Consider the following 12699-nt stretch of genomic DNA (forward strand, 5'->3'; position numbering starts at 1 on the left):
CAAAGACAAGCAGCATCGCGATCGAAGGGACGTACATGCCCATGGGTCACACGGCCACAGCGCAGGCCGGTTCCGGCGGCCTCACAGCGACAGAGCACCGGCTGGCCAACGGCCTGCGTGTGGTCCTCTCCGAGGACCATCTGACCCCGGTCGCCGCGGTCTGCCTCTGGTACGACGTCGGCTCGCGCCACGAGGTCAAGGGCCGTACCGGCCTGGCTCACCTCTTCGAGCACCTGATGTTCCAGGGGTCGGGGCAGGTCAAGGGCAACGGTCACTTCGAGCTGGTGCAGGGGGCCGGCGGCTCGCTGAACGGCACCACCAGCTTCGAGCGCACCAACTACTTCGAGACCATGCCCACCCACCAGCTGGAGCTGGCGCTCTGGCTGGAGGCCGACCGGATGGGCTCGCTGCTCGCCGCGCTCGACGACGAGTCGATGGAGAACCAGCGCGACGTCGTCAAGAACGAGCGCCGCCAGCGCTACGACAACGTCCCGTACGGCACGGCCTTCGAGCGGCTGACCGCTCTCGCCTACCCCGAGGGCCACCCGTACCACCACACCCCGATCGGCTCGATGGCCGACCTGGACGCGGCGACCCTCGAGGACGCCCGCGCCTTCTTCCGTACGTACTACGCGCCCAACAACGCCGTGCTGTCGGTCGTCGGCGACATCGACCCGGTGGAAACGCTCGCCTGGATCGAGAAGTACTTCGGCTCCATTCCCTCCCACGACGGCAAGCAGCCGCCGCGCGACGGCTCGCTGCCCGAGGTCATCGGCGAGCAGCTGCGCGAGGAGATCCGCGAGGAGGTCCCCGCGCGGGCGCTGATGGCCGCCTACCGGCTGCCGCACGACGGCACGCGCGAGTGCGACGCCGCCGATCTCGCGCTCACCGTTCTCGGCGGCGGCGAGTCCTCCCGGCTGCACAACCGTCTGGTGCGACGCGACCAGACGGCCGTAGCCGCCGGGTTCGGTCTGCTGCGCCTCGCCGGTGCCCCCTCTCTCGGCTGGCTGGACGTCAAGACGTCCGGCGGTGTCGAGGTCCCGGAGATCGAGGCCGCGGTCGACGAGGAGCTGGCGCGGTTCGCCGCCGACGGCCCCACGCCCGAGGAAATGGAGCGCGCGCAGGCCCAGTTGGAGCGCGAGTGGCTGGACCGGCTCGGCACGGTCGCGGGCCGTGCCGACGAACTGTGCCGGTACGCAGTGCTGTTCGGCGACCCGCAGCTGGCGCTGACCGCCGTGCAGCGGGTGCTCGAGGTCACCGCCGAGGAGGTGCAGGCGGTCGCCAAGGCGCGGCTGCGCCCCGACAACAGGGCGGTGCTGGTGTACGAACCCGTCTCGGCGCCCGAGGGAAGCAACGAAGAGGAAGAGGCGGACCAGTGAGCGACGCTGCCGTGACGATGACGTACCACCCGCAGCCCACGGCGGGGGACGCCCGGCCCTGGGCGTTTCCCGCCCCCGAGCGCGACACGCTGGACAACGGCCTGACCGTGCTGCGCTGCCACCGTCCCGGCCAGCAGGTGGTGGCTGTCGAGCTCTCCCTCGACGCCCCGCTGGACGCCGAGCCCGAGGGCATCGACGGCGTCGCCACGATCATGGCGCGCGCCCTGTCGGAGGGCACCGACAAGCACACCGCAGAGGAGTTCGCCGCCGAGCTGGAGCGCTGCGGCGCCACCCTTGACGCGCATGCCGACCACCCCGGCGTCCGGGTCTCCCTGGAGGTCCCGGTCTCCCGGCTGCCCAAGGCGCTCGGCCTGCTCGCCGAGGCGCTGCGCGCGCCCGCCTTCGCCGACAGCGAGGTGGAGCGGCTCGTACGCAACCGCCTCGACGAGATCCCGCACGAGACGGCCAACCCGGCCCGCCGCGCGGCCAAGGAGCTCTCCAAGGAGCTCTTCCCGGCCGCCGCCCGTATGTCGCGCCCCCGCCAGGGCACCGAGGAGACGGTGGCCCGGATCGACTCCGCGGCCGTGCGTGCCTTCTTCGAGGCGCACGTCCGGCCCGCCACGGCCACCGCGGTGATCGTCGGCGACCTCACCGGGGTCGACCTGGACGCCGTTCTCGCCGAGACCTTCGGCACCTGGACGGGCGACAGCGCCAAGCCCCGTCCCGTACCGCCGATCACCGCGGAAGACACCGGCCGCGTGGTCATCGTGGACCGCCCGGGCGCCGTGCAGACCCAGCTGCTGATCGGCCGGATCGGCGCGGACCGGCACGACCGCGTCTGGCCCGCTCAGGTGCTCGGCACGTACTGCCTCGGCGGCACCCTCACCTCGCGCCTGGACCGCGTGCTGCGCGAGGAGAAGGGCTACACCTACGGCGTACGGGCCTTCGGTCAGGTGCTGCGGTCCGCCCCGGACGGCTCGGGCGCCGCGATGCTGGCGATCAGCGGCTCGGTGGACACGCCCAACACCGGACCGGCGCTGGACGACCTGTGGAAGGTGCTGCGGACGCTCGCCGCCGAGGGGCTCACCGACGCCGAGCGTGACGTCGCGGTGCAGAACCTGGTGGGTGTCGCGCCGCTGAAGTTCGAGACGGCAGCGTCCGTCGCGGGCACGCTCGCCGACCAGGTCGAGCAGTTCCTCCCGGACGACTACCAGGCGCAGTTGTACGTGCGGCTGGCCGAGACCGGCACCGTGGAGGCGACGGCGGCGGCCGTCAGCGCCTTCCCGGTGGACCGTCTGGTCACGGTGCTCGTCGGCGACGCCTCGCAGATCGAGGAGCCGGTCAGGGCGCTGGAAATCGGCGAAGTGACCGTGGTCACCGGCTGATTGCCCCTCGCACGATCCGGACAACTCCGGTTGAACCCGGCGCAACAGACAAGCGGAACCCTGGCATCCAAGCGGTGCCGGGGTTCCGTGCTATGTCCGGTTTATTGCGGAGGCTGCCTGTCTGCCCTGTGGGATGCACGACAAAAGGGCCCGTCTGTTTGGTGATTGAAAGTCGGCCCGCCTAGCGTCGGTCCGGCTGTTCGCCAGTAGCCCGTCGCATCCGCGGCATCGGACAGCCATCGCCGAGTCCCCGTCTGGCGCGAGCCTGGGGAGCCGGGGACCCACTCAGTCCCTGGGGTGAATCGGACGCCTTCGTATCCGTACGGAGGGGCCCGTAGGAGACCTTCCTGCTCCGAACCCGTCAGCTAACCCGGTAGGCGAGAAGGAAGGAAAGGACCAGCCTCTTCATGGCGTTCACCCGTGCCACCGGGAAGCACCGTGCCCCGAGCCGCCTGACGCGCAGGAGCGCGAACATGGCGGGCGCAGCGGCCCTTGCCACCACCGGCGTCATCGGAACCCTCGCTTCCCCGGCGCTCGCCGCCACCCCGGGCATGGCCCCCGTCGAGGACACCGGCCTGACCCAGGTCGTCACCGCCGACACCCTCGCGGACCAGATCGCCGACCAGGCCGCCGCCCAGAAGCAGGAGGCCGCCGAGGCCATCGCCAAGGCGAAGGCGGCGGAGGAGGCCAAGCGCAAGGCCGAGGCCCGCGTGAAGGCCGCCCGCGAGGCCGAGGAGCGCGCCGCCCGCGAGGCCGAGCGCAAGCGCCTCAACTCCTTCGTCGCGCCGATCAGCGGCTCGTACGTCTCCACGGGCTACAAGACCGGCGGCGCCGTCTGGTCCTCCGGCAGCCACACCGGCATCGACTTCCACGCCGCCTCCGGCACCACCGTGCACGCGGTCGGCTCCGGCACCGTCGTCGAGGCCGGCTGGGGCGGCGCCTACGGCAACAACGTCGTGATCAAGATGAAGGACGGCTCGTACACGCAGTACGGCCACCTCTCCTCGATCGCGGTCTCGGTTGGCGAGAGCGTCACCCCGGGCCGGCAGATAGGCCTCTCCGGCGCGACCGGCAACACCACCGGGCCGCACCTCCACTTCGAGGCGCGCACCAGCCCCGAGTACGGCTCCGACATCGACCCGGTCGCGTACCTGCGCGCGCACGGCGTCAGCGTCTGAGAACAGCGCCCGAGCGTGGGCGCGCGAGAAGGCCCCGGCTTCCTGCCGGGGCCTTCGGCGTTCGGAGCCCTGGCCAAAAGATATCCATGGATTCCCGGGTGCCATCGGAAAATCCGGCCCACTGCAATAGAGTCACCGAACAGACGTCAATCGGCTGCGTTTCGCGCGGATTAAAGCGGAGGTTCGGTCATGCGCATTCCCGCGCACTCGGTATGCACGGCGATCCGCGACGACATCGTCTCCGGTGTATTCGAGCGCGGCAGCCGGCTCACCGAGGAGCAGCTGGCGCGCCGCTACGGCGTCTCCCGGGTCCCGGTGCGCGAGGCCCTGCGCACCCTGGAGTCCGAGGGCTTCGTCACCACCCGCCGGCACGCGGGTGCCTGTGTCGCCGAGCCCACCGAGCAGGAGGCGGCCGACCTGCTGGAGGTCCGGATGCTGCTGGAGCCCCTCGGCGCGGCCCGCGCGGCCCAGCGGCGGACGGAAGCGCACCTGAAGGTCCTGCGCGGCCTGGTAAGGCTGGGCCAGGAGCGCGCACGCCGCGGCCAGGGCGAGGACCTGCGGTCGCTGGGCGGCTGGTTCCACGAGACCCTCGCCCAGGCCTCCGGCAGCCCGGGGCTGATCGCGCTGCTCACCCAGCTGCGGCACAAGATCGCCTGGATGTACGCCGTCGAACAGCCCGCCACGCCCGTGGACTCCTGGGCGGAGCACGGCGCGATCGTGGACGCGGTGGCGCGCGGCGATGTGGAGCGGGCGCGCGCGCTGACGGCTGTGCACGCGGAGCGGGCCGCATCGGCGCACCGGCTGCGCCGTCCCGAGCGGGTGAGGACTTCGCAACATGCCGTAAACACCACGAGCGTTCGCCATTAACAGGCGCGCTGTATACAAAGGGAAGGATATTCGCGGGGCTCCTTTTCTGCTGCCCGAATTCATGGAGCCGGGCGCGGAAATGAACGTCGGGCCGGGAAATGCGCACAGCCGCGGTCGCCTCAATTCGGGAGACCGCGGCTGCGTACCGCCGGGCGCATTCTGCTCAGCCGCTCAGACCGTTTCGGGAAGCTCCTCGAGCCCCTCGGCGACCAGCTTGGCCAGCCGGTCCAGGGCCGCCTCGGCGCCGTCCGCCTCGGAAGCGAGCACGATCTCCTCGCCGCCCTGCGCGCCGAGGCCGAGCACGGCGAGCATGGAGCCGGCGTTGACCGGGTTGCCGTCGGCCTTGGCGATCGTCACGGGGACGCCGGCAGCCGTGGCGGCACGGACGAAGATGGAAGCGGGGCGGGCGTGAAGGCCCTCGGCCCAGCCGACATTGACGCGGCGCTCAGCCATGGTGTTGCCCTTCAAGTCTCAACGGTTGTCTAGACCAGTCTCTCATGTGTCGCGGCGTGCTCCCGAACCGACCCGCGACCGGTGGGTGAGCCGTACGCTTTCACACATGCAGACCCAGCCGGATCACGCCTACCCCGATCACTGGGAGGCGGACGTGGTGCTGCGTGACGGCGGTACCGCGCGCATCAGGCCCATCACCACCGAGGACGCCGAGCGTCTGGTCAGCTTCTACGAACAGGTCTCCGACGAGTCGAAGTACTACCGGTTCTTCGCGCCGTACCCGCGGCTCTCCGCCAAGGACGTCCACCACTTCACCCATCACGACTATGTGGACCGGGTGGGTCTGGCGGTCACGGTCGGCGGCGAGTTCATCGCCACCGTCCGCTACGACCGCATCAACGCGGAGGGCCGCCCCGCGAGCTCCCACCCGTCTCCCACCACCACCCTTGCCGGAGGGCGCTCCGCGCCCGCCCCTCCCGTCTCCGACGAGGCGGAGGTCGCCTTCCTCGTCCAGGACGCGCACCAGGGGCGCGGTGTCGCCTCCACCCTCCTGGAGCACATCGCGGCGGTCGCCCGTGAGCGGGGCATCCGGCGCTTCGCCGCCGAGGTACTGCCCGCCAACAACAAGATGATCAAGGTGTTCCGGGACGCCGGGTACACACAGAAGCGCAGCTTCGAGGACGGCTCCGTCCATCTGACCCTCGACCTCGAACCGACCGCCGAGTCCCTCGCCGTCCAGCGCGGCCGCGAGCAGCGGGCGGAGGCGCGCTCCGTGCAGCGTCTGCTCGCACCGGGGTCGGTCGCCGTCGTCGGCGCCGGCCGCGCGCCGGGCGGCGTGGGTCGCACCGTGCTGCGCAACCTCCTGGAGGCCGGGTACGCGGGCCGTACGTACGCCGTGAACCGCGCCCTGTCCGAGGATCAGCGGGAGATCGACGGTGTCCCCGCCTTCCGGTCCGTGGGCGAGATCGGCGAGCCGGTCGACCTCGCGGTCGTCGCGGTACCCGCCGAGCGGGTGCCGGAAGCGGTCGCAGACTGCGGCGAGCACGGCGTCCAGGGTCTGGTCGTCCTCACCGCCGGATACGCCGAGAGTGGCGGGACGGGACGCGAGCGGCAGCGCGAACTGGTGCGGCAGGCCCGTTCGTACGGCATGCGCATCATCGGCCCGAACTCCTTCGGCATCATCAGCACCGCGGAAGCCGTCCGGCTCAACGCCTCGCTCGCGCCGGACTCCCCGGCCCCCGGGCGCATCGGCCTGTTCACTCAGTCGGGCGCGATCGGCATCGCTCTGCTGGCGGGCCTCCACCGGCGCGGCGCGGGACTCTCCTCCTTCATCTCGTCGGGCAACCGCGCGGATGTGTCGGGCAACGACTTTCTGCAGTACTGGTACGAGGACCCGGACACCGATGTCGTTCTGCTGTACCTCGAATCGATCGGCAACCCCCGCAAGTTCACCCGGCTCGCACGGCGTACGGCGGCGGTGAAACCGGTGGTCGTGGTCAAGGGCGCCCGCCACAGCGGCAGCGAGCCGCCGGGGCACGCGGTGCCGGTGACCCGGATCCCGGACGCCACGGTCGGCGCGCTGCTGCGCCAGGCGGGCGTGATCCGCGTCGACACCGTCACCGAACTCGTCGACGTGGGCCTGCTGCTGGCCGGCCAGCCGTTGCCCGCAGGGCCGCGCGTGGCGATCCTCGGCAACTCCGAGTCCCTCGGGCTCCTCACGTACGACGCCTGCCTGACCGAGGGCCTGCGCCCGCAGCCGCCGCGCGACCTGACGACCGCGGCGACGCCAGTGGACTTCCGCGCGGCTCTGGCCGAGGCGCTGAAGGACGACGCGTGCGACGCAGTGGTGGTGACGGCCATCCCGTGGGTCGGCGAGAACGGCGTCACGGAGTCGGGCGACGGCGAGGTCCTGGCCGCGGCCCTGCGCGAGGCCTCGGACGCGTCCCCGGCGAAGCCGGTGGCGGTGGTCCATGTGGAGATGGGCGGCCTGGCGGAGGCGCTGGCGGCGGCGTCGAGCACGCGGACGGCGGAAGCGCCCGTCACCGCCACGACCACGACCGCTCCCGCCCCGCCCGCCACCGCTCCCGCGCCACCTCCGGCGCCGAACGCGCCACCCGTGTCCGCGGCCGCCCGCTACGGGGCCCCCGCCCCCGCGGCCGCCCCGCACGACTACCGCATCCCCGCCTACCCCGCCGCCGAGCGTGCTGTCCGTGCACTCTCCGAGGCCGTGAAGTACGCCCAGTGGCGCCGCGACGCCGCCGACCCCGGCAAGGTCCCCGAATACGAGGACATCGACGAGCCCGGCGCCGCCCGCCGGATCGAGGCGCTCCTCGGGGGGCACGACGACCCTCGCGCGCGCACGCTCGCCCCGGACGACGCCCGCGCGCTGCTGGGCCGGTACGGCATCGACGTCCGGCCCACCCTCCCGGCGCCGGGACCGGATGCCGCGGTTCACGCCGCCGGGCAGCTCGGCTATCCGGTGGCCCTCAAGACCACCGCCCCGCACCTGCGCCACCGCGCCGACCTCGGCGGCGTACGGCTCGATCTGGCCACCGAAGACCAACTGCGCCAGGCGTACCGGGAGCTGACCGAGACTTTCGGCAAGCCGGAAGAGCTGCAGCCCGTCGTCCAGGCGATGGCACCCCGCGGGGTGGACACCGTCGTCCGTGCCGCCATCGACCCCGCCGTCGGCGCCGTCCTCTCCTTCGGGCTCGCCGGTGCGGCTTCCGAGCTGCTCGGCGACACCGCGCACCGGCTCGTCCCCGCCACCGACCGTGACGCGGCCGAGTTGATCAGGGCCATCCGGACCGCGCCCCTCCTCTTCGGCTGGCGCGGCTCCGCGCCCGTTGACACCCCCGCCCTGGAGGAGCTGCTGCTCCGGGTGTCACGACTGGTCGACGACCACCCGGAAGTGGTCGGGATCAGCCTCGAACCGGTCGTTGTCGCTCAGCGAGGCCTTTCCGTGCTCGACGCCTCCGTACGCCTCGCGCCACCCCCCGCCCGCACTGACCTGGGCCCCCGCCGACTCCCCAGCTACTGAGCGCTCACCGGCCCTGCGGGCCCGTAGGATGGACCGCATGGCGAAGACCGGTACGACGACCCAGGGGCTGCGCGCGGCGATCGAGCGCAGCGGCTATTACCCGGCCCTCGTGGCCGAGGCGGTGGAGGCCGCTGTCGGTGGCGAGCAGATCGCGTCGTACCTGGTGCACCAGGAGACGACGTTCGACGCCAACGAGGTGCGTCGCCATGTCACCGTCCTCGTCCTGACGGCCAACCGCTTCATCGTCAGCCACACCGACGAGCAGGCCGCCGACTCCAGCTCCCCGACGCCGTACGCCACGACCTCGACCGAATCGGTCAAGCTCGGCCGGATCTCCTCGGTCGTGGTCAGCCGTGTCGTCGCCAACCCCGAGTCGTACGCCCCCGGCACCCTGCCCCGCGAGGTCGTCCTCACCATCGGCTGGGGCGCGGTCTCCCGGATCGACCTGGAGCCCGCCGCCTGCGGCGATCCAAACTGCGACGCCGACCACGGCTACACAGGCAACTCCACCGCCGACGACCTGAGCCTGCGCGTCAGCGAGGCCGGCGACGGCACGGACGCGGTCCGCCAGACGCTGGCCTTCGCCCAGGCGCTCTCCGAAGCCACGGCAGCCACGCGCTGATGCCTCAGTCCACAGCCCAGCCCGCGATCTGGCCCGACGACCCGGTGCGGCTGGCCGTCGACACCGCACCCGTCCCCGAGTACGGCACCGGCTCGCTCGCCGATCTGCTGCCGACGCTCGCGGCGGGCCAGGGCGTACCGGGACTCGCCCACAGCATCCCCGAGCTCACCCCCGCCGACCGGAACTGCGTCTTCCTGATCGACGGACTCGGCTGGGAGCAGATCAAGAACCACCCCGACGAGGCCCCCTACCTCACCTCGCTGCTCGGCACCTCGCGCGGTGGCACGGGACGGCCCATCACCGTCGGCTTCCCCGCCACCACCGCCACCTCGCTGGCCTCCATCGGCACGGGTCTGCCGCCCGGAGCCCACGGCCTGCCCGGCTACACCGCGCGCAATCCGGACACCGGCGAGCTGATGAACCAGCTGCGCTGGAAGCCATGGACACAGCCGCGCGTCTGGCAGCCGTACCCCACTGTTTTCCAGCTCGCCGACGAGGCGGGCGTCCACACCGCCCAGGTGTCCTCGCCGACCTTCGAGCACACCCCGCTCACCAAGATCGCACTCAGCGGCGGCAGTTTCCTCGGCAGGCTCACCGGCGAGGAGCGCATGGACCTCGCGGCCGAGCAACTGGCCATGGGGGACCGCTCGTTGGTCTACACGTACTACAGCGAAGTCGACGGCAAGGGCCATCGCTTCGGTGTCGACTCCGACGCCTGGCGCGGCCAGCTGATGTACGTCGACCGCTTGGCGCAGCGCCTCGCAGAGCAACTGCCGCCGCGCACCGCGCTGTATGTCACCGCCGACCACGGCATGATCGACATCCCCTTCGACGAGCAGTCGCGCATCGACTTCGACGAGGACTGGGAACTGCGCGCCGGAGTCGCCCTGCTGGGCGGCGAGGGCCGGGCCCGCCATGTCTACGCCGTCCCCGGCGCCGAGTCCGACGTGCTCGCCGTCTGGCGCGAGGTGCTCGGCGAGCAGTTCTGGGTGGCGAGCCGGGACGAGGCGATCGCGGCCGGCTGGTTCGGCGCCAGGGTCGACGAGCGGGTGTACGGACGGATCGGCGACGTCGTCGCGGCGGCCCACGACGACGTGGTGATCACCGCGTCCGTCAACGAGCCCCACGAGTCGGCGATGGTCGGGATGCACGGCTCCATGACCCCCGTCGAGCAGCTCGTACCGCTCTTCGAAGTACGCTCCTGACCGTCCCTCCCTCCCCGCACAGCCCCGAAAGGTCCTCAACTCCCCATGCCCGAGCTGGTGTTCTTCTCCGGAACGATGGACTGCGGAAAGAGCACCCTCGCTCTTCAGATCGAGCACAACCGGTCCACGCGCGGGCTCCAGGGCATGATCTTCACGCGCGACGACCGGGCGGGCGAGGGCAAGCTCTCCTCCCGGCTCGGCCTGGTCACCGACGCGGTCGAGGCCGCCGAGGGCTTCGACTTCTACGCGTATCTCGTCGCCCATCTCTCCCAGGGCGGGCGCTGCGACTACGTGATCGCCGACGAGGCGCAGTTCCTCGCGCCCGAGCAGATCGACCAGCTCGCCCGCGTCGTCGACGACCTCGAACTGGATGTCTTCGCGTTCGGCATCACCACCGACTTCCGCTCCAAGCTCTTTCCGGGCTCGCAGCGGCTCGTCGAGCTCGCGGACCGGGTCGAGGTGCTCCAGGTCGAGGCGCTGTGCTGGTGCGGCGCACGGGCCACGCACAACGCCCGTACGGTGGGCGGGGTGATGATCGTCGAAGGCGCCCAGGTCGTTGTCGGGGACGTCAACCAGTCGCCGGACGAGATCGGTTACGAGGTGCTGTGCCGGCGCCATCACCGGCGGCGGATGACGGCGGCCACCGCTCGTGCCGCCGCCCTCTCGCCGGACGTCCTGCCGGTGGAAGTCACCTAGCCAGGTCGGCGGGGGTCATCCGCACCACCGCCACCAACCCCAACGGGCGTGGACCACACAGGGGTTACTCCCCGGTTGCGGGAACGGAGGTCCCGTCCCACACGTCTCAGAAGGAGAGTCGAGTGACGGGGGACCGAGCATGACGGTGACACTGGGCGAGGAGATCACGTTGCTGTCGCTGGACGACGACTCGGGGGTGGCGCGCGAACGGCAGGCCTGCCAGTGGGCGGTAGCGGGTGGGATCGTCCTCGAGCTCGTTCTGTCCGGTCGCCTGTCCGTGGACCGCGGACGGATCGCGGTGGTCGACACGGCGTCGACGGGGGTCCGGTTGCTCGACGACCGGCTCAGGATGATCGATGCCTGGGCGGCGGGGAAGAGCAAGCCGCCCAAGGTGACGGAGTGGCTGACCAAGGACCACCGCAAGGTTCTGGACGCCACCCTCGAAAGCCTCAGGGAGCGCGGCCTGGTCAGCCAGGAAGAGCGCAAGCTACTGGGGCTGTTCCCGGTGCGGCGGTTTCCTGAGGCGGATGGCACGGTCGAGCGCGAACTGCGCGGGCGGCTTGAGGGATTGGTCCTGCGGCATGGGGAGCCCGACGACCGCTCGGCCGGCCTCATCGCACTGCTTCACGGCGCCAAGCTGCACCGCCTGGCCTTCCCCGACCTGCCGCGCAAAGAGGTCTCTCCGCGAATGCGGGAGATCGCCGAGGGGCAATGGGCGGGGGAGAGCGTGCGCAAGGCGATCCAGGACATGCAGGCGGCGATGTCCGCGGTCGCCCTGGTCACCATGAGGAGCTGATCGGCTAAGCCCCATCGGTGCATCGGCCGGATATCGCCCGGAGTATCAGGTCGAGGCCGGTCTGGCGATGCCCGTCACTGAAGGTCTTCCAAAGGAGCCTTGTCGGCGGACTCGCGGATTTTCGCGAGGAGTTCCTCGTCGCTCAATTCAGGGCGCGGGGCCGGAGCTGAGCCGAGGAGTGTGTGCAGGGCGTCGCGGAGTGATTCGGAAGCGTCCCATTCGCATTCCGAAGCGTGATCTCGCCCAGATTCACTCATGACTCAATCCCATGGAGAAAAAGGTGCCGAACAGGTTGGCCTCACAAAGCATATGCGGAGCTGGCCGAGCGTCACTTGCACCCTGAGCAGGTTTCCTGCGGTTGTCTCCCGGCGGAAGCCTGAGTGGACGCTGCTGCCTGCATCTGGTTCAGAGTGCCGGGTCGCCGGTCCTTTGGCAAGGGTGACCCTCGCGGACGCCCCGTGGCCGGCGCCCCGGCACTCGTAGTTCAGTCAATCCTCCCGTCGAGGCGCGCTGAGCACGCCGATCCGCTCCCGCAGGATCCGCAGCGCTCTGGAGGTGGAACTGCGGACCGTCGCGGCCGAGCAGTCCATGATCCGCGCGACCTCTTCGATGCTGAGGTCCTCCCAGTAGCGTAGGTAGACGAGACTGCGCTGCCGGGCCGAGAGGGTCGACAGCGCCTTGAGCAGGATCATCCTGTCCCCGACCCGGGTCATCTCCTCAGCCGCGGGCTCGGGTTCGGGTAACGAGCCCTGCAACAGTTCGCGGGTCCAGCGATGCCTGCGCCGTTCGTCGATGAAGAGCCGCACCATCACGGTGCGGGTGTAGGCGGACAGTGCGTCGTGGCGATCCAGCCGCTCCCAGCTCCGGTAGACGGTGATCAGTGTCTGCTGTACGAGATCGTCGGCCGCGAACCAGTCCCCTACCAGTACGAATGCCTTACGTCTGAGTGCTGGTCGAGCACCTACGACGTAGCGTGCGAAGCGTTCCTCGTGCGCCTCATCCAATCGGTTCATCCCCGTTCGAAATTTCTTCGCCCCGCCGAACAGCGTCCCGGCCTGTCCACCACGTGTAGAGGGTG

11 protein-coding genes and 1 riboswitch are annotated in these 12699 nt (G+C 71.0%); of the genes, 9 read left to right on the top strand and 2 right to left on the bottom strand.

Annotation, left to right across the window (positions count from 1 at the left end):
• Nucleotides 1-35: 35 nt before the first annotated feature.
• The 4 genes from OOK40_RS33685 (at nucleotide 36) to OOK40_RS33700 (ending at nucleotide 4809) form a co-directional block, all read left to right on the top strand.
• The gene (locus OOK40_RS33685; protein ID WP_266489218.1) at nucleotides 36-1379 is read left to right on the top strand and encodes a pitrilysin family protein; all 1344 of its coding nucleotides are present in this window, start codon (nucleotides 36-38) and stop codon (nucleotides 1377-1379) included.
• On the top strand, nucleotides 1376-2764 hold the full coding sequence (locus OOK40_RS33690; RefSeq protein WP_266489219.1) for a pitrilysin family protein: 1389 nt from the start codon (nucleotides 1376-1378) through the stop codon (nucleotides 2762-2764). Before OOK40_RS33685 ends, OOK40_RS33690 begins: the two co-directional genes overlap by 4 nt.
• 230 nt (nucleotides 2765-2994) lie before the next feature.
• Nucleotides 2995-3159, top strand: a riboswitch (cyclic di-AMP (ydaO/yuaA leader).
• A 12-nt stretch (nucleotides 3160-3171) separates the two neighbouring features.
• Nucleotides 3172-3942 carry a M23 family metallopeptidase gene (locus OOK40_RS33695; protein ID WP_266489220.1) on the top strand — a complete coding sequence of 257 codons (771 nt, stop codon included), beginning with the start codon at nucleotides 3172-3174 and terminating at the stop codon, nucleotides 3940-3942.
• A 189-nt stretch (nucleotides 3943-4131) separates the two neighbouring features.
• Complete coding sequence (locus OOK40_RS33700; protein ID WP_266489222.1) at nucleotides 4132-4809, top strand: GntR family transcriptional regulator; 678 nt, start codon at nucleotides 4132-4134, stop codon at nucleotides 4807-4809.
• A gap of 171 nt (nucleotides 4810-4980) precedes the next feature.
• Here OOK40_RS33700 and OOK40_RS33705 read toward each other — a convergent pair whose 3' ends face one another.
• On the bottom strand, nucleotides 4981-5262 hold the full coding sequence (locus OOK40_RS33705; protein ID WP_266489224.1) for an HPr family phosphocarrier protein: 282 nt from the start codon (nucleotides 5260-5262) through the stop codon (nucleotides 4981-4983).
• A gap of 106 nt (nucleotides 5263-5368) precedes the next feature.
• On the opposite strand from OOK40_RS33705, the gene OOK40_RS33710 reads away from it, so the two are divergent.
• From OOK40_RS33710 to OOK40_RS33730, 5 genes are all read left to right on the top strand, one after another.
• Nucleotides 5369-8302, top strand: a complete 2934-nt coding sequence (locus OOK40_RS33710; RefSeq protein WP_266489227.1) for a bifunctional GNAT family N-acetyltransferase/acetate--CoA ligase family protein — start codon at nucleotides 5369-5371, stop codon at nucleotides 8300-8302.
• A gap of 37 nt (nucleotides 8303-8339) precedes the next feature.
• The gene (locus tag OOK40_RS33715; RefSeq protein ID WP_266489228.1) at nucleotides 8340-8924 is read left to right on the top strand and encodes a DUF5998 family protein; all 585 of its coding nucleotides are present in this window, start codon (nucleotides 8340-8342) and stop codon (nucleotides 8922-8924) included.
• Nucleotides 8924-10129 (top strand): alkaline phosphatase family protein, encoded by a 1206-nt coding sequence (locus tag OOK40_RS33720; protein ID WP_266489229.1) that lies wholly within the window; start codon nucleotides 8924-8926, stop codon nucleotides 10127-10129. The genes OOK40_RS33715 and OOK40_RS33720 overlap by 1 nt, the downstream gene beginning before the upstream one ends.
• 45 nt (nucleotides 10130-10174) lie before the next feature.
• Nucleotides 10175-10825 carry a thymidine kinase gene (locus tag OOK40_RS33725; RefSeq protein WP_266489231.1) on the top strand — a complete coding sequence of 217 codons (651 nt, stop codon included), beginning with the start codon at nucleotides 10175-10177 and terminating at the stop codon, nucleotides 10823-10825.
• Between the two features lie 139 nt (nucleotides 10826-10964).
• Nucleotides 10965-11621, top strand: coding sequence for a GPP34 family phosphoprotein (locus tag OOK40_RS33730; protein WP_266489233.1), 657 nt, complete (start codon nucleotides 10965-10967; stop codon nucleotides 11619-11621).
• A gap of 488 nt (nucleotides 11622-12109) precedes the next feature.
• Here the strand turns inward: OOK40_RS33730 and OOK40_RS33735 are convergent, their stop codons facing one another.
• Nucleotides 12110-12634 (bottom strand): SigE family RNA polymerase sigma factor, encoded by a 525-nt coding sequence (locus tag OOK40_RS33735; RefSeq protein WP_266489234.1) that lies wholly within the window; start codon nucleotides 12632-12634, stop codon nucleotides 12110-12112.
• Between the last annotated feature and the right edge of the window lie 65 nt (nucleotides 12635-12699).

Origin of the sequence: Streptomyces sp. NBC_01481 (genome assembly GCF_026339995.1) — a bacterium.
Lineage (GTDB): Bacteria > Actinomycetota > Actinomycetes > Streptomycetales > Streptomycetaceae > Streptomyces.